19 protein-coding genes are annotated in these 23,317 nt (G+C 71.5%); 11 read left to right on the top strand and 8 right to left on the bottom strand.

What is annotated here, in order from left to right; all coding sequences use genetic code 11:
* Positions 1–132: 132 nt before the first annotated feature.
* Positions 133–1,197 carry an esterase-like activity of phytase family protein gene (locus tag BMZ82_RS07315; RefSeq protein ID WP_093772888.1) on the bottom strand — a complete coding sequence of 355 codons (1,065 nt, stop codon included), beginning with the start codon at positions 1,195–1,197 and terminating at the stop codon, positions 133–135.
* A gap of 80 nt (positions 1,198–1,277) precedes the next feature.
* Positions 1,278–2,138 (bottom strand): serine hydrolase, encoded by an 861-nt coding sequence (locus BMZ82_RS07310; RefSeq protein WP_093772886.1) that lies wholly within the window; start codon positions 2,136–2,138, stop codon positions 1,278–1,280.
* Between the two features lie 157 nt (positions 2,139–2,295).
* On the opposite strand from BMZ82_RS07310, the gene BMZ82_RS07305 reads away from it, so the two are divergent.
* From BMZ82_RS07305 to BMZ82_RS07295, 3 genes are all read left to right on the top strand, one after another.
* A complete protein-coding gene (locus BMZ82_RS07305; protein WP_093772884.1) occupies positions 2,296–4,662 on the top strand; it encodes a mannosyltransferase YkcB-related protein in 2,367 nt (788 codons plus the stop codon).
* Positions 4,663–4,911: 249 nt separating this feature from the next.
* The gene (locus tag BMZ82_RS07300) at positions 4,912–5,718 is read left to right on the top strand and encodes an endonuclease I family protein (RefSeq protein ID WP_093772882.1); all 807 of its coding nucleotides are present in this window, start codon (positions 4,912–4,914) and stop codon (positions 5,716–5,718) included.
* Between the two features lie 275 nt (positions 5,719–5,993).
* On the top strand, positions 5,994–6,344 hold the full coding sequence (locus BMZ82_RS07295; RefSeq protein WP_093772880.1) for a peptidase inhibitor family I36 protein: 351 nt from the start codon (positions 5,994–5,996) through the stop codon (positions 6,342–6,344).
* A gap of 26 nt (positions 6,345–6,370) precedes the next feature.
* Here the strand turns inward: BMZ82_RS07295 and BMZ82_RS07290 are convergent, their stop codons facing one another.
* Genes BMZ82_RS07290 through speB form a run of 3 tightly spaced genes read right to left on the bottom strand, consistent with a single transcriptional unit; the run spans position 6,371 to position 9,736 of the window.
* Positions 6,371–7,048, bottom strand: coding sequence for a DinB family protein (locus BMZ82_RS07290; RefSeq protein WP_093772878.1), 678 nt, complete (start codon positions 7,046–7,048; stop codon positions 6,371–6,373).
* Positions 7,049–7,064: 16 nt separating this feature from the next.
* The gene (locus BMZ82_RS07285; protein WP_093772876.1) at positions 7,065–8,750 is read right to left on the bottom strand and encodes a thiamine pyrophosphate-binding protein; all 1,686 of its coding nucleotides are present in this window, start codon (positions 8,748–8,750) and stop codon (positions 7,065–7,067) included.
* Entirely contained in the window at positions 8,747–9,736 is a 990-nt protein-coding gene (speB, locus tag BMZ82_RS07280; protein ID WP_093772874.1) for an agmatinase, read from the bottom strand. The genes BMZ82_RS07285 and speB overlap by 4 nt, the downstream gene beginning before the upstream one ends.
* Before the next feature lie 124 nt (positions 9,737–9,860).
* Between speB and BMZ82_RS07275 the strand changes: the two genes are divergently transcribed.
* Together BMZ82_RS07275 and BMZ82_RS07270 are read left to right on the top strand one after the other, a co-directional pair.
* Positions 9,861–11,417 (top strand): PucR family transcriptional regulator, encoded by a 1,557-nt coding sequence (locus BMZ82_RS07275; protein ID WP_093772872.1) that lies wholly within the window; start codon positions 9,861–9,863, stop codon positions 11,415–11,417.
* A 65-nt stretch (positions 11,418–11,482) separates the two neighbouring features.
* Positions 11,483–12,268: a phosphatase gene (locus tag BMZ82_RS07270; RefSeq protein ID WP_093772870.1), complete on the top strand. Its 786-nt coding sequence runs from the start codon at positions 11,483–11,485 to the stop codon at positions 12,266–12,268.
* 4 nt (positions 12,269–12,272) lie between these two features.
* Here the strand turns inward: BMZ82_RS07270 and BMZ82_RS07265 are convergent, their stop codons facing one another.
* The 3 genes from BMZ82_RS07265 to BMZ82_RS07255 all read right to left on the bottom strand — a co-directional run bounded on the left by BMZ82_RS07265 (position 12,273) and on the right by BMZ82_RS07255 (position 15,092).
* Positions 12,273–13,145: an acyl-CoA thioesterase gene (locus BMZ82_RS07265; RefSeq protein WP_093772978.1), complete on the bottom strand. Its 873-nt coding sequence runs from the start codon at positions 13,143–13,145 to the stop codon at positions 12,273–12,275.
* 83 nt (positions 13,146–13,228) lie between these two features.
* Positions 13,229–14,386 (bottom strand): acyl-CoA dehydrogenase family protein, encoded by a 1,158-nt coding sequence (locus BMZ82_RS07260; RefSeq protein WP_093772868.1) that lies wholly within the window; start codon positions 14,384–14,386, stop codon positions 13,229–13,231.
* 112 nt (positions 14,387–14,498) lie between these two features.
* The gene (locus BMZ82_RS07255; protein WP_093772866.1) at positions 14,499–15,092 is read right to left on the bottom strand and encodes an SACE_7040 family transcriptional regulator; all 594 of its coding nucleotides are present in this window, start codon (positions 15,090–15,092) and stop codon (positions 14,499–14,501) included.
* Between the two features lie 127 nt (positions 15,093–15,219).
* Here BMZ82_RS07255 and BMZ82_RS07250 point away from each other — a divergent pair, with 127 nt between their 5' ends.
* From BMZ82_RS07250 to BMZ82_RS07225, 6 genes are all read left to right on the top strand, one after another.
* The gene (locus BMZ82_RS07250) at positions 15,220–16,836 is read left to right on the top strand and encodes a carboxyl transferase domain-containing protein (RefSeq protein WP_093772864.1); all 1,617 of its coding nucleotides are present in this window, start codon (positions 15,220–15,222) and stop codon (positions 16,834–16,836) included.
* A 14-nt stretch (positions 16,837–16,850) separates the two neighbouring features.
* A complete protein-coding gene (locus tag BMZ82_RS07245; protein ID WP_093772862.1) occupies positions 16,851–18,944 on the top strand; it encodes an acetyl/propionyl/methylcrotonyl-CoA carboxylase subunit alpha in 2,094 nt (697 codons plus the stop codon).
* Positions 18,941–19,897, top strand: a complete 957-nt coding sequence (locus BMZ82_RS07240) for a hydroxymethylglutaryl-CoA lyase (protein WP_093772860.1) — start codon at positions 18,941–18,943, stop codon at positions 19,895–19,897. Before BMZ82_RS07245 ends, BMZ82_RS07240 begins: the two co-directional genes overlap by 4 nt.
* Before the next feature lie 6 nt (positions 19,898–19,903).
* On the top strand, positions 19,904–21,058 hold the full coding sequence (locus BMZ82_RS07235) for an acyl-CoA dehydrogenase family protein (protein WP_093772858.1): 1,155 nt from the start codon (positions 19,904–19,906) through the stop codon (positions 21,056–21,058).
* 124 nt (positions 21,059–21,182) lie between these two features.
* The gene (locus BMZ82_RS07230; protein WP_093772856.1) at positions 21,183–22,232 is read left to right on the top strand and encodes an ABC transporter substrate-binding protein; all 1,050 of its coding nucleotides are present in this window, start codon (positions 21,183–21,185) and stop codon (positions 22,230–22,232) included.
* A gap of 150 nt (positions 22,233–22,382) precedes the next feature.
* The gene (locus BMZ82_RS07225; protein ID WP_093772854.1) at positions 22,383–23,204 is read left to right on the top strand and encodes a siderophore-interacting protein; all 822 of its coding nucleotides are present in this window, start codon (positions 22,383–22,385) and stop codon (positions 23,202–23,204) included.
* Positions 23,205–23,317: the final 113 nt, after the last annotated feature.

The raw sequence follows: 23,317 nt of genomic DNA, 5'->3' as shown, positions 1-23,317 counted from the left end.
GCCGGCCTGATCTTCCGGAAGGCACCAACGTTGAACGGGGCGGATTTCATCCCGCCGCAACAATTCGCTCCGCGGTTCGGCCGCGTTTCGGGTGCAGCGCCGTGGGGGCTGGTCGCGCAGTTCCCCGCGCCCCTACCTTGCGACCCTCACCCGCAGAAAATAGAAACGGGTGATCTGCGCCGCGTTCTGGTTGTCGTCGCTGACCAGGAGGACCTTGAGGCGGCCCCTGGCCTGGCCCGTGATGACCATGCCCTCGATGTTGTCGAGGAGGGGGTTCTGCTGGGGCTGCTTGGCGGTCGCTCCCAGGGACGGGCAGGTCACCAGGTCCGTCAGCAGGGTCTTCCTGATCAGGCGGACGCCGCTCTGGCCGTCCGTGAGGTTCTCGACACCGCTCGTGTCCGTCGCGTGGCGCGGGTCGGCCAGGTAGAGGCGGACCGTGTTGCCGACGCCCGAGGTGAAACCGCGCTCCAGGACGAGCAGGCGGCCGTCGGGGGTGGCCTGCACCTCGGGGACGCCGAGCCCGGCGCCCGCGTCGGTGCGGTAGGCGTACTGGGCGCCGAGCTCGAAGCCCCCGCCCTTGCCCGTGGTCCCGGTACCGGTCCTGTTCCAGGTCTGGAAACGGACGATGTTCGTGGCGTCCCCGGAGATCGCGTACTCCATCGACGCGAGGAGGGTGTGTCCGCCGGGCAGGAGGGTCAGGCCCTCGAAGGTCTGGTTGGCGGTGGCGCGCCCGGCGGGGGCGACGAGCAGCGCGGGCGGCACCGGAAGCCGGTCGAGGAGCCGGCCCGCGCGGCTGTAGCGGCGGATCGACGGCTCGGTCTCGGAGGTGACCAGCCGGGTGCCGTCCCGGTCCACGACCAGGCCCTCGGAGTCGAGGGCGGCGCCCTTCTCGTCGGCGAGCGGGACGACCGCCTTCGGGGCGAGGGTCGTCGTGTCCAGGTCGAAGAGGGCGGAGCGGTCGGAGAGGGCCGCGAGGGAGCCGTGCCCGTCCACGGCGAGCGCGGAGAGGTTTCCGACGAAGGTGCCGTCGTAGGCCGTCTTGTCGAGGGCGTCGGAGAAGCGGTCGATGGCGACGGAGGGTGAGCAGGCGTGGCCGGTGCCCGGGTGGGCACTGGCGGCGGCGGGCCCGGCGGCAGTGACGGAGGTGGCCGCCGCCAGGCCTGCGGCGAGGGCGGCGATTACGGTTCGCAGACGCATGGACGTCACCGTAGGACGGGGTGGTGACGGCCGGTAGGACTGTTGGTTAAAGATCGTGGCCCGGCCACGGACCCGGCCGGTCAGGAGGCCGCGAGGTCCTTGTGGATGACCTTGGCGACGCCCTGGATGGTCGCGATGCCGTAGTTCATCGTGCTGTTGCCGTGGGTGAGGACGGTCATGCTGTAGTCGTGGCCGCCGCCCTTGAAGGTGCCGACGCTGTGCACCCGCCAGCCGAGCGTGGCGCGCGACAGCCACCCGTTCTTCACGTGCCAGGTGACACCGGCCGGAACGCCGTACGGCGTGCCCCAGCGCTGGGCGGCGACGACCTGGCCCATCAACTGGTTGACGTAGGCGCGCGAGGCGTCGGTGAGGACCGTGTTCTTGGCCGTGAGCAGGTTCAGCAGCTTCTGCTCGTCGGTGACCGTGATCTGGGTCAGCCCCCAGTAGCCATTGGCGCCCGGCTTGGTCAGGGTCATCTTGGCGGCCGTCAGGAAGTTCTTGATCCGCGTCGGACCGAGCTGCTTCCACAGGGTGGAGGTGGCGGCGTTGTCCGACTTGGTGATCATGGCCGTGGCGAGGGACTTCTCCCGGCTGGTCAGCGCCCGGCCGGTCTTCTGCGCGTCCCACAGCAGCGCGGACAGGACGGTGACCTTGACGACGCTGGCCGAGTCGTAGGCGGTGGTGGCGCGCAGGGTGCAGGTGGTGTTGGTGGTGCGGTCGTACAGACCGACGGCGACCGTGCCCGTGCGTCCCACGAGCGCGGCGGTGATGTCCTTCTTCAGCTTGGCCGCGAGGGCCGCCTTGGACGACGTACAACTGACGGTCGGGGTGGCGGCCGAGGCGGGTGCGGCGACGGCCACGCCGGTTATGAGGAATCCGGCGCCGAACGCGGTGGCGACCAGTCCTCTCCTGCTCCTAGGTCTTACGGTCCGGTGAGTCATGCCCAGCTTGACTCATCAGTTCGTATGAATGGTTGTACGAAATGGTTCGGGTATTGGGCAAAGCCTGAGCAATCCGTTACCGGCCCCTGTGCGTCTTCACAGGTCGCGGCCAGCTTCGGCACAGCGACCACCCACAACCGGCGTACAGCATCGCAGGGTGACCTCAGCCACCGATCCACTCCCCCGACCGACCGCGCCCCCCGGGTCCCCCGCTTCCCTGGCGTCTCCCGCGTCCCCCGTGCCCGCGGACTGGGCGCCGCCGGCGGCTGCCGGTCTGGCGCCGCCCGAGGGCAAGGCGCCGCGCTGGTCGTTGCCCGCGCTGCTCGCGATCCTCGCCCTGGCGGCCGTGCTCTACGGCTGGAACCTGTCGTCGAACAGCCTCAACAGCTTCTACAGCTCCGCCATCTACAGCGGTACGAAGAGCTGGGAGGCGTGGTTCTTCGGCTCGCTCGACGCCGGGAACTTCATCACCGTCGACAAGCCGCCCTTCGCGCTCATGATCATGGGCCTGTCCTGCCGGATCTTCGGGTTCGGCACCTGGCAGATGATGGCCCCGGAGATCGCGGCGGCGCTGGGCACGATCTGGATCCTGCACTCGTCCGTGAAGCGGGTCTTCGGGCATGTGGCGGCCACCATCACCGCGCTCGTCCTCGCGCTGACGCCGATCACCGTCGCCATCAACCGCGACAACAACCCGGACACGATCCTCGTCCTGCTGATGGTCGCGGGCGCGGCCCTCGCGCTGCGCGCCACCCGCGACGACCGGCTGCTGCCGCTCATCGGCTCCGCCGTCTGCTTCGGGCTCGCCTTCAACACCAAGATGCTCCAGGGCTACATCGCCCTGCCCGCCGTCTTCGCCGTGTACGTGTACGCGTCGAAGCTGGGGTGGAAGAAGAAGGCCGTCAACCTCGCGCTCGCGGCGGTGGCGCTGGCCGTCGCCAGCTTCTGGTGGGCGACGGCGGTCTCGCTGGTGCCCGCCGAGGACCGTCCCTACATCGGCGGTTCGACGGACGGCAGCGCCTGGGACCTGATCATGGGCTACAACGGGCTGGGCCGGGTCCTCGGCGGCGAGGGCAACGGCGGAGGCGGCGGGGGTGGCGGCGGCACCTTCGCCGGGACCGCCGGCATCGGACGGATGTTCAACGACGTCCTCGGCGGCCAGATCTCCTGGCTGATCCCCTTCGCGGGCATCGCGCTGGTCGCCGGGCTCGTGCTGTGCGGGCGCGCCCCGCGCACCGACCTCACCCGTGCCGCGCTGGTGCTGTGGGGCGGCTGGCTGGTGCTGCACTACCTGACCTTCGCCATGGCCGAGGGCACCATGCACCCGTACTACACGACCGCGCTCGCCCCGGGCATCGCGGCGCTGTGCGGGGGCGGCGGCGTGATGCTGTGGCGCGCCTTCCGCAGCGGCGACGCGAAGTGGTCGTGGGTGCTGCCCGCGGGGCTGATCGTCACCGGCGGCTGGGCGATCGTGCTGCTGCGCCGGGCCAGCGGGTGGAACACCTGGCTGTGGCCGGTGATCGGCGTGGCCATGGTGCTCGCCGTGGTGGGGCTGTTCGTGCTGCGGTCGGCCGGCTCCGGTACGCGGCTGCGGCTGCTCGGGGTGTCCGTCGCCGCGGCGATCGTGGCGGCCCTCGCGGGTCCGACGGCGTACGCCGTCTCGCCCGCGTTCGGTTCCACCAGCGGCATGATGGGCGGCGTCAACCCGACCGCGGGTCCCTCGACCGGGGGCGGCATGGGCGGTCCCGGCGGCGGCGGTGGCGGTGGCCGGGGCGGCTTCGGCGGCAACGGTGGCGGCAACGGCGGGGGCGGTAACGGTGGTCCCGGTGGCCAGACGCAGGGCGGCACGCAGCAGGGCGGCCAGGCGGGCGGGGAGTTCCCCGGCGGCAGCGGCAGCGGTCAGATGACGCCGGGTGGCGGCACCGGGGAAATCCCGCAGGGCGGCCAACAGGGCGGTGCCGGCGGGGAGTTGCCCGGTGGCGGCACCCAGGGTGAGCGTGGGACCGGCGGTGGGCCCGGTGGCGGCGGAGGCGGCATGGGCGGTGGCGGCGGCGGTATGGGCGGCGCCGACAGCGGACTCATCTCGTACCTGGAGAAGCACCAGGACGGCGCCAAGTGGCTGATCGCGGTGTCGAATTCGCAGAGCGCTGGCCAGATGATCCTGAGCACTGGCAAGCCCGTCATCTCCATGTGGGGCTTCACCGGCTCTGACCAGGCGATGACGCTCGCCAAGCTCAAGGAACTGGTGAAGAAGGGCGAGTTGCACTACATCCAGCTCGGCGGCGGCATGGGCGGTGGCGGCGGAATGGGCGGCAACAACAGCCTGAACCAGGAACTCACCACCTGGGTGCAGAAGAACGGGACGGCGGTGAAGGAGAGCGAGTACAGCAAGAGCACGTCGTCGAACTCCGGGTCCGCCACGACCTCCGAGTCCGGAACGTCGTCCAGCTCGGAATCCGGCACCTCCGGCACCACCTCCAACACCTCCACCGTCTACCGGCTGGACCCCTCCGACGTGAGCTGATCCTCACCTCGACCGGCACCGCGGTCGGCACCCCGACCGGCACCTCGACCGGCTCAGCACCAACGGCCCCTGACTCTCCTGTCAGGGGCCGTTTCGTTGCCGTCGCGTCATGTCAACTCGCGTAGACCTGGGGCAATTTGCCCGTTCCCGTCATCTGATCGACATGTCAGATTCATTGTCACGACCGCATGTGCATGTCACTCTCCCGATTGCCGCCTCCAATCCACCCGCGTAGATCGGACACCCCACATGCTGGCGACACGCATACGCCGATGGAAGTCGGTGGCGCTTGCCACCACTGCCGTCCTGGTCGGCCTCACCGCGCCCGCGCTCACGGCGACCCCCGCCGCCGCGACCACCACGGCGTACGACTCGACGTACTACAAGGACGCGGTCGGCAAGTCCGGCACGAGCCTGAAGTCGTCCCTGCATACGATCATCAGCGCCAACGTCACGAAGATCTCGTACTCCGCGGTCTGGAACGCGCTGAAGGTCACCGACCAGGACCCGAACAACAGCAGCAACGTGATCCTGCTGTACAGCGGCGTCTCGCGCAGCAAGTCCCTCAACGGCGGCGACCTCGGCGACTGGAACCGCGAGCACGTGTGGGCCAAGTCCCACGGCGACTTCGGCGAGGTGACCGGTCCCGGCACCGACCTGCACCACCTGCGGCCCGCGGACGTGCAGGTCAACAGCATCCGCGGCAACCTGGACTTCGACAACGGCGGCAGCACGGTCTCGGGCGGCGGCGGCAGCCTCGTCGACTCGGACTCCTTCGAGCCGCGCGACGCCGACAAGGGCGACGTGGCCCGCATGATCCTCTACATGGCGGTCCGCTACGACGGCGGCGACGGCTTCGCCGACCTGGAGCCCAACGAGAAGGTCAACAACGGCAGCAACCCGTACATCGGCAAGCTGTCCGTCCTCAAGCAGTGGAACGACGAGGACCCGCCGAGCGCCTTCGAGGAGAAGCGCAACCAGACCATCTACGACACCTACCAGCACAACCGCAACCCGTTCATCGACCACCCGGAGTGGGTCGAGTCGATCTGGTAGGACGCGCTACGGCAGCCACCGCAGCCGACAACCGCAGACACCAGCACAGGGCCCTCCCGGCAACTCCGGGAGGGCCCTGCGCCGTTCGCCCCCGTCTTTCCGTATCGGACTTTCCATATCGGGTTTTCCATATCGAACGACGAATTCCCTCACACCGGCGATGTGGATCTTCATCCCGGGCATGTCGCGGGCCGGGCCGGAAGCATGGGGTGCGCCGAGGCGACAGCCGAGGCGATTCCGATCCCCCTTTCGCTTCCTCTTTCCCGGAGACCTTCATGAAGCTTCGCGCCTGGTCCTTCGCCGCCGCCCTCGCCCTGACCGCCCTCGCCCTGCCGGCCCAGGAAGCCGCGGCGGCAGCGGCGCCTTCCTGTCCCGACGGCTCGGTCTGCTTCTACAGCGGGGAGGGCTTCGGCGGCAGCACCTGGGAGTGGACCGCCCGCAGCGGCTACCGCGACATGCCGCCCTTCCTCCACGACCACGTCGGCTCCTTCGTCGCCAGCACCCGCGCCTGCTTCATCAACTGGGGTCCGGTCGAGAAGCGGGACGTCTTCAACGGCGACTACCGCTCGCGCTACCAGGGCGACTTCGGCGGCCGGATCGACGGCGTGGGCCCGGGAGCCTGCTGACCCGCCTCACCCCGCTTCACCCCGTTTTATTGCTCGCCCCGGGGAGCGCCGTACCAACGCCACCGCGTCAGGCGCGCGTGACCCGGGATCTCGCCTCGGCCGGTGGCCCAGAGCAGGGTGGGCCACCGGTCGGTGCCGGTCGGGGCGTCGGGGAACAGCCGCGCCAGCACCCGGTCGCACAGCCCGGCATCCGGCGTCCACCCGACCCCGAGGCCCTCGGCGACGTCGTGCAGATGCACCAGCGTCTCGACGACCCCCATGGCGGCGAACCCCTCGGCGTCGGAGACCCCGAAGCCATGATGCGCTCTGACACCCGGCGCGGCCGTCCGCACCATGGCGGTCAGCAACGCCCCACAGGCCTCCAGCACTTGAACCAGCCCGCCCGCCCCGGCCGCCCGATCCGCGAAGATGACGTTCGACGGCCCACCGGGCCGCTTCCGGCTCCATACGAACGCCACCTCGGTGTCCAACGGCGGCTTCTCGGGCCCGAGTTGAGCGGCGTAGGCGAACAGGTCGTCGGCCAGATGCTCGACGGTCTCCCAGCAACTCCACTCCAGAGAACCGGCGTTGACGTCCCAGTCGGCCCCGTCCGCGCTCCGGAGAGCGGCGACGGCCAGCCGGACCGCGTACTGCACATCGTCACCGGTGACAGGCCCGGGACCAGGACCAGGACCAGAACCGGATGATCCATTCACATCAGACATGCCGGGACCCTACCGGTCAGTCCAGGTGGGTGGGCGCGAACATCCGTAGGACCGCCGGGAGTACGAGCACCGAGGGACCGGGCTCGGACAGGGACGTGGCCAGGTCCGTTTCCAGGGTTTCCGGGGACGTCAGGGTCGCCGGTACGCCGAAGGACTCGGCCAGGGCGATGTAGTCCGGGCGGGTCAGGTCGGTCGCCGTGGGCTCGCCGAAGGCGTCCGTCATGTATTCGCGGAGGATGCCGTAGCCGCCGTCGTCGATGATCAGCCAGGTGACGGGGAGGGCGTACTGCTTCGCCGTCGCCAGTTCGGCGATCGAGTAGAGGGCGCCGCCGTCGCCCGAGACCGCGAGGGCCGGACGGGTCGGGTCGGCCGCCGCCGCGCCCAGCGCCGCCGGGAAGGCGTAGCCGAGGCCGCCGGCGCCCTGGGCGGAGTGCATGGTGTTGGGGGCCTTGGGGTCGAAGGCCGACCAGGCCCAGTACGACAGGATCGTCATGTCCCAGAAGGACGGGGAGTCGGCGGGGAGCGCGCTGCGGATCGAAGCCAACAGGCCCTGTTCCAGGGTTCGTTCCTGCGCGGCGATGCGGTCCGTCACCTTCGCGAGGAGCGTCTTGACGCGGGCCTCCGCCGTGTCGTCCACCCGCGCCTCCACCGTTTCCAGCAAGGCCTGGAGTGCCGGCCTCGCGTCCGCGTGGATGCCCAGCGCCGGGTGGTTCGACTCCAGTTTGCCGAGGTCCGCCTCGATCTGGACGACCCGGCCGCGCGGCTTGAACGTGTGGTAGTTGGAGGACAGTTCACCCAGGCCCGAGCCCACCACCAGCAGGACGTCCGCGTCCTCCAGGAAGTCCGTCGTGTGGCGGTCCTCCAGCCAGGACTGGAGGGAGAGGGGGTGGTTCCAGGGGAACGCGCCCTTGCCGCCGAAGGTGGTCACCACCGGGGCCTGGAGTCGCTCCGCCAACCGCCGCAGCTTGCCCGACGCGTCCGACCGCACCACTCCGCCGCCCGCGATGATCGCCGGACGCTCGGCCGTGGACAGCAAGTGCGCCGCCAGCGCCGTCAGTTCGGGGCGCGGGGGCAGTTCCTCCGGGAAGGCGTCGCCGCCCGTCACCACCGGGATGGACGTCTCGGCGAGCAGGACGTCCTGCGGGATCTCCACCCACACCGGCCCGTGCGGAGCCGTCAGCGCCGACTTCCAGGCCGCCTCGATCACCGACGGGATCTGGGACTGCGTACGGACCAGGTGGACCGACTTCACCACGCCCCGGAACGAGGCCGACTGGTCGGGGAGTTCGTGCAGGTAGCCGTGGCGCCCGCCGCCCAGCCCCCGCGTCGGGATCTGGCTGCTGATCGCCAGCACGGGAGCGGAGGCGGCGGCGGCTTCCTGGAGCGCCGCCAGGGACGTCAGCGCGCCCGGCCCCGTCGACAGCAGCAGCGGCGCGGCCTCGCCCGTGATCCTGCCGTACGCGTCCGCCGCGAAGCCCGCGTTGTTCTCCACCCGCAGGCCGATGTAGCGGAGGGAGGAGCGCCGCAGGGCGTCGAACAGGCCCAGCGCGTGCTGGCCGGGCAGGCCGAAGACGGTCGTCGCGCCGAGCCCGGACAGCGTCTCCACGACCAGGTCTCCGCCGGTGCGGCCGGCGGGAGGGTTCAGCGCTGCCTCGATCTGCGCCTCCGTCGGACGCAGCACCAGGTCGTGGTCGTGGGTCACTTGCCCTCGTTCTCCTTGCCCGCCTCACGCGCCGCCGCGATCTGGCGGGACATGATCGTCGTCAGTTCGTACGCCGTGTGGGACGCGGCCACCGACGTGATCTCCGCGTGATCGTACGCGGGGGCCACCTCGACGACGTCCGCCGAGACCAGGTTGCAGCCGGCCAGACCGCGCAGGATCTCCAGCAGCTCCCGGGACGTCATGCCGCCCGCCTCCGGCGTGCCCGTGCCGGGCGCGTGCGCCGGGTCGAGGCAGTCGATGTCGATGGAGATGTAGAGGGGGCGGTCGCCGATGCGCTGACGCAACTGGTCGGCGACCTCGTCGGCGCCGCGCCGGTAGACGTCCGACGACGTGACGATGCCGAAGCCCATCTTCTCGTCGTCCGTGAGGTCCTGCTTGCCGTACAGCGGGCCGCGGATGCCGACGTGCGACAGCGCCGACGTGTCGAGGACGCCCTCCTCCACCGCCCGCCGGAACGGCGTCCCGTGCGTGTACTCCGCGCCGAAGTACGTGTCCCAGGTGTCGAGATGGGCGTCGAAGTGCAGCAGGGCGACCGGGCCGTGCCGCTTCGCGACCGAGCGCAACAGGGGCAGCGCGATGGTGTGGTCGCCGCCGAGGGTCATCAACCGCGCGCCGGCGCCCAGGAGTTCGTCCGCCGCCGCCTCGATGGTGTCGACGGCCTCGTTGATGTTGAACGGGTTCGCCGCGATGTCACCGGCGTCCGCGACCTGTGCCAGCGCGAACGGGGAGGCGTCCTGCGCCGGGTTGTAGGGGCGCAGCAGCCGGGACGCCTCGCGGATCGCGTTGCCGCCGAAGCGGGCGCCCGGCCGGTACGAGACGCCCGAGTCGAACGGCACGCCCACCACGGCGACATCGGCCCGGCCGACCTCGTCGAGCCGGGGCAGCCGGGCGAAGGTGGCGGGCCCGGCGTACCGCGGGATCCGGGAGGAGTCGACAGGGCCGCGGGGCGTCTCGTTGCTGCTCACGGTCGAATGCCTTCTTTCTTACGCGTCTACGGACGAGCACCGACCCTAGGTGGCCGGAAAGCGAGTGCGAAGTGTACGTTTCATCCACTCATGAGCCATGATATGGAGGGAACGCACACACGCCATGCCGAAGCAGCCCGCCGCCCCCGCGCCCCCGCCCGTCCAGCCTGTACCGCCCGTCCCGCTCGCCGCCCTGCTGGCCCGTGAGGATCTCGCGCTGCGGCAGATCGCCGGGCCGCCCGCCGAGGCCGCCGGCGTCGTGCTGCACGGGGCGCACACGTCGGAGATGGCCGACCCGTACCCGTACCTGCTGGGCGGCGAGCTGCTGCTGACGGCGGGCGTGCACATTCCGGCGGCGGTCGGGTCGGGGACGTACTTCGACGACTACGTCACGCGGATCGTCGCGGCGGGCGGCGCGGCCCTCGGGTTCGGGGTGGCGCCGGTGCACGACACGGTGCCGAGGGCGCTGGTCGCCGCCTGCGAGGCGCACGGGCTGCCGCTGCTCGAAGTGCCGCCCCGGACGACCTTCGCGGCCGTCGCCCGCGCCGTCTGGCAGCTCGTGGAGCGCGCCCGTACGGCCGAGCTGCGCCGGGTGACCGAGGCGCAGCAGAGCCTCGCGGCGGCCGCCGCCCGCCCTAACCCGGTCCCGGCCGTCCTGCGGCAGCTCGCCCAGCGGATCGGCGGGCGCGCGGTGCTGTACGGACCGGACGGAACACCGATCGCGGCGGCGGGAGGGGTCACGGGAGCAGGCGGGGCACCTGCGGTGGACGTCCCGCTCGCCGCGCTCGCCCGTCTCCTCACCCGCCGTGCCCCCGCGACGCCCCTCGCCACCGCCGCCGACACCACCCCCGCCGGCGCCCACCTCGCCGCCTACGCGCTCGGCGCGGGGCGCGGTTTCGTGCTCGGGGTCGCGGCCCCGCGCCGGGAACCCGGTGATCACACCATCGCCTCGGTCGCCGCCGTCCTCCTCGCCCTCCTCACCGGTGAGCAGCGGAGCGGGTCGGGAGCGGCCCGTTCCGCCGCGCTGGTGCGGCTGCTGCTGGGCGGCGCGCCCGAGGAGGTGGCGCCGCTGCTGGGCGGCGAGCGGTGGCTCGTCGTGCACGCGCGGCCCGACGACCACGCCCCCGACGCCCTCGCCGCCGCCGCGCTGGGCGCCGCGCTCGGGTCCCCGCTGGTCGACCTCGCGCCCGGCTCCGACGTCGTACGGATCCTGGTCCCGGCCGGACCCGAAACGGGAGCGGAGACGGGAGCGGAGACGGGAGCGGAGACGGGAACGGGAGCGGAGCCGCAGGGCGGGTGGACGCTGGGGGTCAGTGCCGTCGTCGCGCCGCGCGAGTGGGCGCTCGCCGACCGTCAGGCGGCCCGCGCGCTGGCCCGCGCCCGCGCCACCCGCGCGCCCCTGGTACGGCACGGTGACCGCGCGGGGCTGACCGGTCTCATCCCGCAGGAGGAGGCCGAGGCGCACGCCCGTACGCTGCTGGCCCCGCTCGCGCCGCCGCTCACCGAGACCCTGCGCACCTGGCTCTCCCTGCACGGCAGTTGGGACCGTACGGCGGTGGCGCTGGCCGTTCACCGCAACACCGTGCGGCAGCGGATCGCCCGCTGCGCGGCCCTGCTGGGGACGGACCTGGACGATCCGGACGTACGGATGGAGCTGTGGTTCGCGCTGAAACAGGGCTGAGTGACGCGTGTCGCAGCGTCCGGAACAGCGAAGACGGCCGCTGTCCGCTGCCTCACAATGGGACCATGCCGATACCCGGGACGCCCAGCCGCGCCGAACTCGTCGACCACCTCGTCAGCACCCGTATCGCCGGGGACGTCGCCACTCCGCGCGAGAACAACCTCTCCCACTACCGCCAACTCGCCAACGGCGTCCGCAACTTCTGGCTCGGCCTGGAACTCGGCGACCGCTGGAGCGACGAGCAGGACGTGCTCGCGGTGATGGCGGAGCGGGTCGGCGTGAACGACGATCCCGGGCACCGCCACGGCCAGGACACCATCGACCCCGAGCTGACGGTCGACGGTCTGGACCGGCTGGCGGCGCGGCTGCGCAAGGCCGCCGAGGGCCGTCAGCGGGTGCTGTGCGCCACCGGCCACCCGGGCGGCCTGCTCGACGTGCACCGCGCCACGGCGGCCGCCCTGCGCGCGGCGGGCTGCGAGATCGTCGTCATCCCGGAGGGGCTGCAGACGGACGAAGGGTACGTCTGGCAGGTCGCGGACGTGGCCGTCCTGGAGCACGGCGCGACCCTGTGGCACACGCACTCGGGCGAGCCGATGAAGGCCATCCTCACCGCGCTGGAGCGCGCGGGCCGCCCGCTGCCGGACCTGGTCGTCGCCGACCACGGCTGGGCGGGGTACGCGGGGCAGCACGGCGTCGACTCCGTCGGGTACGCCGACTGCAACGACCCGGCGCTGTTCATCGCCGAGGCCGAGGGCACCGTACAGGTGGCGGTCCCGCTCGACGACCACGTCGTCAGCCCGCGCCACTACGACCCGATGATCGCCTACCTGCTGGCGGCGGCCGGCCTGTAGGACGTCAGCCGTCGCGGGGGACGCGGACCACGCCCTCCTGGATCACCGACACCGCGAGCCGGCCGTCCTGGGTGTAGATGCGGGCCTGGCCGAGGCCCCGGCCGCCGTACGCGGACGGCGACTCCTGGTCGTAGAGGAGCCACTCGTCGGCGCGGAACGGGCGGTGGAACCACATCGCGTGGTCCAGGGAGGCCCCGACGACGTCGCCGACCGCCCAGCCGCCGCGGCCGTGCGCGAGGAGGACCGAGTCGAGGAGCGTCATGTCGGAGACGTAGGTGGCGAGGACGACGTGCAGCAGCGGGTCGTCGGCGAGTTTGCCGTTGGTGCGGAACCAGACCTGGCTGCGCGGCTCGCGCGGCGCGCCGAACTTCCCGTACGGCGGCTCGTCGACGTACCGCAGGTCGATCGCCTCGCGGGCCTCGATGAACCGCTCGACGATGCCCGGGTCGAGGTGGTCGTAGCCGCGCAGGCGTTCCTGGCCGGTCGGGACGGTCTCCGGGTCCGGCGCCGGCGGCATCGGCGTCTGGTGGTCGAGGCCGTCCTCGTACGTCTGGAAGGACGCCGACAGCGTGAAGATCGGCCGGCCGTGCTGGACGGCGACCGCGCGGCGGGTGGTGAAGGAGCGGCCGTCGCGGATCCGCTCGACGTTGTAGACGATGGGCGCGCCCGGGTCGCCGGTGCGCAGGAAGTACGCGTGCAGCGAGTGGGCGTGCCGGTCGGCGGGGACCGTCCGCCCGGCGGCGACCAGCGCCTGCGCCGCCACCTGTCCCCCGAACACGCGGGGGACGACGGCGGAGCGGGACTGGCCGCGGAAGATGTTCTCCTCGATCTGCTCAAGGTCCAGCAGATCGAGGAGATCGAGAAGTGCCTGGCTCATGGTGGTCATTTCTACCGGCGCGCAGTTGCCGGAACCTTACAGAACCATGTCCTTACCGGCCCTGAACTCACAGACCTGCGTGCTTACAGGCCCATGTCCTTCGCGATGATCGACTTCATGATCTCGCTGGTGCCGCCGTAGATGCGGTTGACGCGGTTGTCCGCGTACAGGCGGGCGATCGGGTACTCGTTCATGAAGCCGTAGCCGCCGTGCAGTTGGAGGCAGCGGTCGATGACGCGGTGGGCGACCTCGGTGCAGAACAGCTTGGCGCTGGCGGCCTCGGCCGGGGTCAGCTCGCCCGCGTCCAGGGCCTCCGTGGCGCGGTCGGCGACGGCCTCGGCCGCGTCCACCTCGGCCTGGCAGGCGGCCAGTTCGAACTTGGTGTTCTGGAAGTGCGCGACCGGCTTGCCGAACACGACGCGGTCCTGCACGTACTGCTTGGCGAACCGGACGGCGGCCCTGGCCTGCGCGTACGCGCCGTAGGCGATGCCCCAGCGCTCGGAGGCGAGGTTGTGGCCGAGGTAGTAGAAGCCCTTGTTCTCCTCGCCGAGGAGATCCTCGACGGGCACCTTGACGTCGACGAACGCCAGCTCGGCGGTGTCGGAGGTCTTCAGGCCGAGCTTGTCGAGCTTGCGGCCGACCGAGTAGCCCTCGGCCTTGGTGTCGACGACGAAGAGGGATATGCCGTGCCGGCGGTCCTCGGCGGAGGGCGCGGCGGTGCGGGCGCAGACGATCATGCGGTCGGCGTGCACACCGCCGGTGATGAAGGTCTTGGAGCCGTTGAGGACGTAGTGCGTGCCGTCCTCGGAGAGCTTGGCGGTGCTCTTCATGCCCGCGAGGTCGGAGCCGGTGCCCGGCTCGGTCATCGCGATCGCCCACATCTCCTCGCCGGAGACGAACTTCGGCAGGAAGCGCTTCTTCTGCTCGTCGGTGGCGAGCAGCTTGATGTACGGCAGGCCGAGCAGCACGTGCACACCGGAGCCGCCGAAGGACACGCCCGCGCGGGCGGTCTCCTCGTACAGGACGGCCTCGAACTTGTAGGAGTCGATGCCCGCGCCGCCGTACTCCTCGTCGACGCGGATGCCGAAGACGCCCAGCTCGGCGAGCTTGTAGTAGAAGTCGCGCGGCGCCTGGCCGGCGGCGAACCACTCGTCGTAGACGGGGACGACCTCGGCCTCGATGAAGGCCCGGAGGGTCTCCCGGAACGCCTCGTGGTCCTCGTTGAACACCGTACGGCGCACTGTCCGCCACCTCCAGGTACCCGCATCGCGTACTTCGCCATCTAAGCGCTTGCTCAGACAACCGTACCGGCGAGTAGGGAAGCCGTCCAGGGTGGGAGCGGGGTAACCCTCGTCACGCCCCGGCGGCCGCGAACGCCCCCCTGGCCATCCGGCGCAGCAGCTCCGCCGTGACCCCGCGGCCCGGCAGCGCGCCCGGCCTGCCCAGGTGCGGGGTCGAGTTCAGCAGGCCGAAGACCGAGTGCACGGCGGAGCGGGCCGCCGGTTCGGTCAGCGCCGGGTACACCTCGCGGACGACCTCCACCCACAGCTCGACGTACTGGCGCTGGAGCTGGCGCACCAGCTTGCGGTCGCTGTCGCGCAGCCGGTCCAGCTCGCGGTCGTGCAGGGTGATCAGCGGGCGGTCGTCGAGGGCGAAGTCGATGTGGCCCTCGATGAGCGAGTCGAGGACCGCCCCGGCGGGCCCGCCGTCCGCCTCCCCGACGCGCCGTTTCGCCCCGGTCAGCAGCCGGCCGCTGATGCCGACCAGCAGCTCGGCGAGCATCGCGCCCTTGCCCGGGAAGTGCCGGTACAGCCCCGGGCCGCTGATGCCGACCGCGGCGCCTATCTCGTCCACCCCGACGCCGTGGAACCCGCGCTCGGCGAAGAGCCGCGCGGCCTCCTTGAGGATCTGCTCGCGGCGGGTGGGGGCGTCGGTTCTCGTGGCCATGAAAGTGATTCTAGACAGGGACGTTAGCGGTCGTTAACCTGAAGGAAATGGTTAACGCTCATTAACAGCCGAGAGCGACCGAGCACAGCCGATTCACGGGTCTCACCGGGTGAGGGGAAGCCGCAGGATGGAGCAGGCACCGGAGCTGACGAGCGCGGCCGATCCCGCGTCGGAGGTCTGGCGGGCCAACGAGGAGGCGCACCGCGTCCTCGTCGAGGAGTTGCGCGGCAAGCTCGCCGCGGCCCGACTGGGCGGCGGGGAGAAGGCGCGGGCCCGCCACACCGCGCGCGGGAAGCTGCTGCCCCGGGACCGGGTGGACACCCTCCTGGACCCCGGGTCGCCCTTCCTGGAGCTCGCGCCGCTGGCCGCCGACGGGCTGTACGAGGGGCAGGCCCCGGCCGCCGGGGTGATCGCCGGGATCGGGCGGGTCGCCGGGCGGCTGTGCGTGATCGTCGCGAACGACGCCACGGTCAAGGGCGGCACGTACTACCCGATGACGGTGAAGAAGCATCTGCGCGCCCAGGAGGTGGCGCTGGAGAACCGCCTGCCCTGTCTGTACCTGGTCGACTCCGGCGGTGCCTTCCTGCCCATGCAGGACGAGGTGTTCCCGGACCGCGACCACTTCGGGCGGATCTTCTACAACCAGGCCCGGATGTCAGGGGCGGGCATCCCGCAGATCGCGGCCGTCCTGGGTTCGTGCACGGCCGGCGGGGCCTACGTGCCCGCCATGAGCGACGAGGCGGTCATCGTCCGCGACCAGGGCACGATCTTCCTGGGCGGGCCGCCGCTGGTGAAGGCCGCCACCGGCGAGGTCGTCACCGCCGAGGAGCTGGGCGGCGGCGAGGTCCACGCGCGCGTGTCGGGCGTGACCGACCATCTCGCGGAGGACGACGCGCACGCGCTGCGCATCGTGCGCAACATCGTCGCCACGCTCCCCGCGCGCGGACCGCTCCCCTGGGAGGTGCGGCCGTCCGTCGAACCCAAGGTGGACCCCTACGGGCTGTACGGCGCGGTGCCCGTCGACTCCCGCACCCCCTACGACGTACGGGAGGTCATCGCGCGCGTGGTCGACGGCTCCCGCTTCCAGGAGTTCAAGTCCGAGTTCGGGCAGACCCTGGTCACCGGGTTCGCCCGGATCCACGGCCACCCGGTCGGCATCGTCGCCAACAACGGCATCCTGTTCTCCGAGTCCGCCCAGAAGGGCGCCCACTTCATCGAGCTGTGCGACCAGCGCGGGATCCCCCTGGTGTTCCTCCAGAACATCTCCGGCTTCATGGTCGGCCGGGACTACGAGGCGGGGGGCATCGCCAAGCACGGCGCCAAGATGGTGACGGCGGTGGCGTGCACGCGCGTGCCGAAGCTGACGGTCGTCATCGGCGGGTCGTACGGCGCGGGCAACTACTCGATGTGCGGCCGGGCCTACTCGCCCCGCTTCCTGTGGATGTGGCCCGGCGCCAAGATCTCCGTCATGGGCGGCGAGCAGGCCGCGTCCGTCCTCGCTACCGTCAAGCGCGACCAGTCGCAGGCGCGCGGCGAGGAGTGGCCGGCCGAGGCGGAGGAGGCGTTCAAGGCCCCGATCCGCGCCCAGTACGAGCAGCAGGGCAACGCCTACTACGCGACCGCCCGGCTCTGGGACGACGGGGTGATCGAGCCGCTGGAGACCCGGCAGGTGCTGGGCCTGGCCCTGACCGCCTGTGCCAACGCGCCGCTGGGGGAACCCCGGTTCGGCGTCTTCCGGATGTGAGGAGGGGAGCCTTGATGTTCGACACCGTGCTTGTGGCCAACCGGGGCGAGATCGCCGTCCGCGTGATCCGCACGCTGCGCGCGCTGGGGGTGCGGTCGGTGGCCGTCTTCTCCGACGCGGACGCCGACGCGCGGCACGTCCGGGAGGCCGACACGGCCGTCCGGCTCGGCCCGGCCCCGGCCGCCGAGAGCTACCTGTCCGTGGAGCGGCTGCTGGACGCGGCCGCCCGCACGGGCGCGCAGGCCGTCCACCCGGGGTACGGCTTCCTGGCCGAGAACGCGTCCTTCGCGCGCGCGTGCGCCGACGCGGGGCTCGTCTTCATCGGGCCGCCCGCCGACGCCATCGCCCTCATGGGCGACAAGATCCGCGCCAAGGAGACCGTGGCGGCGGCCGGGGTGCCGGTCGTTCCCGGCGGGCGCGACCCCGAACTGGCCGAGGCCGCCCACGCGTTGGGCGCGCCCGTGCTGCTCAAGCCGTCGGCCGGCGGCGGCGGCAAGGGCATGCGGCTGGTGCGGGACCTGTCCGTGCTGGAGGAGGAGATCGCCGCCGCCCGCCGCGAGGCCCGCGCCTCCTTCGGCGACGACACGCTCCTCGTCGAGCGGTGGGTCGACCGGCCCCGGCACATCGAGATCCAGGTCCTGGCCGACGGCCACGGCAACGTGGTGCACCTCGGCGAGCGCGAGTGCTCCCTCCAGCGCCGGCACCAGAAGGTCGTCGAGGAAGCGCCGAGCGTGTTCCTCGACGAGGCCACGCGCGCGTCGATGGGCGAGGCGGCCGTCCAGGCGGCGCGCTCCTGCGGGTACCGGGGCGCGGGCACGGTCGAGTTCATCGTGCCGGGCACCACTGTGCCTGTCGGGGGGACGCCCCCCGAACCCCCCGTGTCGTCGTACTACTTCATGGAGATGAACGCCCGCCTCCAGGTGGAGCATCCGGTGACCGAGCTGGTCACCGGCCTGGACCTGGTGGAGTGGCAGGTGCGGGTCGCGGCCGGCGAGGCCCTGCCCTTCGGCCAGCGGGACATCCGCCTGACCGGCCACGCCGTCGAGGCCCGGATCTGCGCCGAGGACCCCGCGCGCGGGTTCCTCCCGTCCGGCGGCACGGTGCTACGACTCCACGAGCCGCAGGGCGACGGCGTCCGCACCGACTCCGGGCTCACCGAGGGCACCGAGGTGGGCAGCCTGTACGACCCGATGCTGTCCAAGGTGATCGCCTACGGCCCGGACCGCGCCACAGCCCTGCGCAAACTCCGCGCGGCCCTCGCGTCCACGGTCACCCTGGGCGTCCCCACCAACGCGGGCTTCCTACGCCGCCTGCTCGCCCACCCGGCGGTGGCGGCGGGCGAGTTGGACACGGGGCTGGTGGAGCGGGTGGTGGACGAGCTGGTCTCCGACACGGTGCCGCCGGAGGTCTACGCGGCGGCGGCGCTCTTGCGCCACGGCGCGCTCGCGCCCGGCGACGACTCCGGGTCCGCCGCCAGCTCACGTTCCGGCTGGGCGGACCCCTTCGCCGCCGCCGACGGCTGGCGCCTGGGCGGCGAGCGGGCCTGGACACCCCACCACCTCCAGTTGCCCGGCCACGAGCCGGTGACCGTGCGCGTGCGCAGCACGCCGGGCGGCGGGGCGGGCGGCTCGGTGGAGTTGCTCCTGCCCGGCGCGGACCGACCCCTCCAGGGGTCCGGGGGCGTGCCCCCGCAGCGTGAGACCGGCCACCGGTTCGCCTTCCGGCTCGACGGCGTCTCTCACACCTTCGCCGCCCTGCCGGACGGCACCTGGATCGGCCGCGACGGCGACGCCTGGCAGGTGCGTGATCATGATCCGGTCGCCGCGTCGCTGTCCGGTGGCGGGCGGGCGGGGGTCGACTCGCTGACCGCGCCCATGCCCGGGACGGTGACGGTGGTGAAGGTGGCCGTCGGGGACGAGGTGACGGCGGGGCAGAGTCTGCTGGTGGTGGAGGCGATGAAGATGGAGCACGTCATCTCCGCCCCGCACGACGGCACGGTCGCCGAACTGGACGTCACCCCGGGGACGACGGTCGCCATGGACCAGGTCCTCGCCGTCATCGCCCCCGTGGTACCCGTCGTCACCCCTGCGGAGGAGGAGAAAGAATGACGCTCCCCATGGTCGTACCGGCCCCCGATCTCCCCGCGCGGGTCAGGATCCACGAGGTCGGCGCGCGGGACGGGCTGCAGAACGAGAAGTCGACCGTGCCGACGGCGGTGAAGGCGGAGTTCGTCCACCGGCTGGCCGACGCGGGCCTGACGACGATCGAGGCGACGAGCTTCGTCCACCCCGAGTGGGTGCCGCAACTCGCCGACGCCGAGGACCTGTTCCCGCTCGTCAGCGACCTGAGCGAGCGGCAGGTGGCGCTCCCGGTCCTCGTGCCGAACGGTCGCGGGCTGGACCGTGCCCTGGCCCTTGGCGCGCGGCGCGTCGCCGTCTTCGCCAGCGCCACGGAGTCCTTCGCGAAGGCCAACCTCAACCGCACGGTGGACGAGTCGCTCGCCGTGTTCGAGCCGGTCGTGCGGCGCGCGAAGGACGAGGGGGCGCACGTACGCGGCTATGTGTCGATGTGCTTCGGCGACCCCTGGGAGGGGCCGGTCCCGCTCCACCAGGTGGTCCGGGTCTGCGCGGCGCTGCGCGCCATGGGCTGCGACGAACTGAGCCTGGGCGACACCATCGGCGTCGCCACCCCCGGCCACGTCCTGGAACTGCTGTCCTCCCTCAACGAACAGGGCGTGCCGACGAACGTGCTCGGCGTGCACTTCCACGACACCTACGGCCAGGCCCTCGCCAACACCCTCGCCGCGCTCCAGCACGGCGTTACCACGGTCGACGCCTCGGCGGGCGGTCTCGGCGGCTGCCCGTTCGCCAAGTCCGCCACCGGCAACCTCGCCACCGAAGACCTCGTGTGGATGCTGCACGGCCTCGGCATCGACACCGGGGTCGACCTCGGCCGTCTCGTCGCCACAAGCGAGTGGATGGCCGACCGACTGGGCCGACCCAGCCCGTCCCGCACCGTCCGAGCCCTCGGTAACACGACACAGCCCCACAAGGAGCAGTGACCCGACATGGACCACCGTCTCTCCCCCGAACTGGAAGAACTCCGCCGTACCGTCGAGGCGTTCGCGCACGACGTCGTCGCCCCCAAGATCGGCGACTTCTACGAGCGGCACGAGTTCCCGTACGAGATCGTCCGCGAGATGGGCCGCATGGGCCTGTTCGGGCTGCCGTTCCCGGAGGAGTACGGCGGCATGGGCGGCGACTACCTCGCCCTCGGCATCGCGCTGGAGGAACTCGCGCGCGTCGACTCGTCGGTGGCGATCACCCTGGAGGCGGGCGTCTCGCTGGGCGCCATGCCGATCCATCTCTTCGGCACGGAGGAGCAGAAGCGGGAGTGGCTGCCGCGGCTGTGCGCCGGGGAACTGCTGGGCGCGTTCGGCCTGACCGAGCCCGACGGCGGCTCGGACGCGGGCGCGACGCGGACGACGGCCCGTCTCGACCCGGACACCGACGAGTGGGTGATCAACGGCACCAAGTGCTTCATCACCAACTCGGGCACGGACATCACGGGGTTGGTCACGGTCACGACGGTGACGGGCCGCCAGCCCGACGGCAGGCCGCTGATCTCGGCGATCATCGTCCCGTCCGGCACCCCGGGCTTCACGGTCGCCGCCCCCTACTCGAAGGTCGGCTGGAACGCCTCCGACACCCGTGAGCTGTCCTTCGCCGACGTGCGCGTCCCGGCGGCGAACCTGGTGGGCGAGGAGGGGCGCGGGTACGCGCAGTTCCTGCGGATCCTCGACGAGGGCCGCGTCGCCATCGCCGCTCTGGCCACCGGGCTCGCGCAGGGCTGTGTGGACGAGTCGGTGAAGTACGCGAAGGAACGGCACGCGTTCGGCCGTCCGATCGGCGCCAACCAGGCCATCCAGTTCAAGATCGCCGACATGGAGATGAAGGCCCACACCGCCCGCCTCGCCTGGCGCGACGCGGCCTCCCGGCTGGTGTCCGGCGAGCCCTTCAAGAAGGAGGCGGCGATCGCCAAGCTGCACTCCTCGACGATCGCCGTCGACAACGCCCGCGAGGCCACCCAGATCCACGGCGGCTACGGCTTCATGAACGAGTATCCGGTGGCCCGCATGTGGCGCGACTCCAAGATCCTGGAGATCGGGGAGGGCACGAGCGAGGTGCAGCGGATGCTGATCGCCCGCGAGTTGGGGCTGTGAGGCGTCCCTGAGACCACCCCGGACCGCCGGACCCACCCCTCTGGACAATAAGTAAGGTTAGGCTAACCTACATTCGAACTCGCCCCCGGGTGGTGCTCCACCCCGTTCGAAGGTAGCCAGACTCATGCCCAACGCCAGAGCCGCTCGTCCCACCCGCCGTGGCATCCTCGCCGCAGGTGGTGCCCTCGGCCTCGGTGCCGTACTCGCCGCCTGCGGGGACGAGGACGCGAGCACCGGCGGCTCGAAGGCGTCGGCGAGCGCCTCGGCCAAGTCCGGCCCGTGGACCTTCAAGGACGACCGCGGCACCACGGTGAACCTCGACAAGATCCCCGCGAGCATCGTCGCGTTCACCGGCGTCGGCGCCGCCCTCCACGACTACGGCATCCAGGTCAAGGGCGTCTTCGGCCCGACCAGGACCGCCGCGGGCAAGGCCGACGTCCAGGCCGGCGACATGGACATCACCAAGGTCGAGATCCTCGGCAACGTCTGGGACGAGTTCAACGTAGAGAAGTACGCCGCCCTCGCCCCCGACGTGCTCATCTCCACGACGTTCGACACCGCCGGCACCCTCTGGTACGTCCCCGAGGCCTCCAAGGACAAGATCGCCAAGCTCGCCCCGAGCGTCGCCCTCTCCGTCTACGACCGTCAACTGACCACCCCGCTCCAGCGCATGTGGGAGCTGGCCGAGTCCCTCGGCGCCGACATGACGGCCGCCGCGGTCACCGACGCCAAGAAGAGGTTCGAGGCCGCCGCCGCCCGGCTGCGCGCCGCCGCCAAGGCCAAGCCCGAGATCAAGGTGCTGGCCGGTTCCGCGAGCGAGGCGCTGTTCTACGTCTCCGGCACCAACCTCTCCATCGACCTGGAGTACTTCAAGGCCCTCGGCGTGAACTTCGTCGAACCGCCGGAGAGTGCGAAAGCGCAGGGCGGTGGCTGGTTCGAGTCGCTGAGCTGGGAGAACGTCGACAAGTACCCGGCGGACATCATCATGATGGACGACCGGTCCTCGACGATTCAGCCTTCGGCGATCACGGAGGCCACCTGGAAGGCGCTGCCCGCAGTCAAGGCCGGGCAGGTTATCGCTCGGTCGCCGGAGCCGATTCTGTCGTACGACAAGTGTGCGCCGTTGCTTGAGACTCTCGCCGAGGCGCTTGAGAAGGCCAAGAAGGTCGCCTGATCAGGGTGGCTTGACGTTGTGGGTGAGCTGCGGGTCCGTTGTGGCTGGTCGCGCCCACGCGGCGGAGCCGCAAATCGATACAGCCCCGCGCCCCTAAAAACGCTGCCCTGCCCTCTGCTCAAAGGCTGACGAAGCTTCAGGAGCCCCCTTATGACCACCGCCGCTGTCGTCGCTCCCTTTCGGTTTTTCTCGCTGTACGTCGTGCGGGTTCGGCGGTTGTCGCCGGCTCTCGTGCGGGTGTCCTTCGGTGGGGAAGACCTCGTGCACTTCCTCTCCGACGGGTGGGATCAGTCGCTGTCCCTGTTTCTGCCGCAGCCCGGGCAGGTCGCGCCCGCTGTGCCCTTCGAGCTCGGGGACGGGTGGTGGCAGGGGTGGCGTGAACTGCCGGACGACGTGCGGGCGGTGATGCGGTCGTACACGTTGCGCGGCCTGCGTGCGCCGCGTGGTGGCCCCGTCGAGATCGACGTCGACTTCGTGCTGCACACCCCGGCCGGTCCCGCTTCCGCGTGGGCCGCCGGGGCCGTCGTCGGGGACCGGGTCGTCGTGCTGGGGCCGGCCGTCGCGGACAACCGGGCGATCCGGTTCCGGCCGCCGCAGGGCACCGACCTGGTCGTGCTGTGGGGCGACGAGACCGCGCTGCCGGCGATCGCGTCGATCCTGGAGTCGCTGCCTGCCGGGCAGCGGGCGCGGGTGTGGCTGGAGGTGCACGACGCCGCCGACGTACAGGAGTTGGCGACCGCGGCGGACGCCGAGATCACGTGGGTGGTCGGGGAGAGTTCCGTCGACGCCCTCCGGGCGGCCGAACTGCCGCCCGCCGGGCAGCCGTACGTGTGGATCGCGGGCGAGTCGGGGTGCGTGAAGGCGTTGCGCCGGCACTTCGTGCGCGAGCGCGGCATCGACCGGCGCCGGGTCACCTTCGTCGGGTACTGGCGCCACGGCATGAGCGAGGAACAGCTCCGCGACGCGGAGTAGCAGCAACGACCGTGCCTCCGTTGGCAGTTGTGCGGGGGCACCGGTGTGGTCAACGCGATCGCGGTCACGGCAGAGGCATACCCTCCACCGGATAACTTAGGTTAGGCTAACCT

This window comes from Streptomyces sp. yr375, from assembly GCF_900110755.1.
Taxonomy (GTDB): Bacteria; Actinomycetota; Actinomycetes; order Streptomycetales; family Streptomycetaceae; genus Streptomyces.
This window is presented reverse-complemented; position numbering and strand designations above follow the sequence as displayed.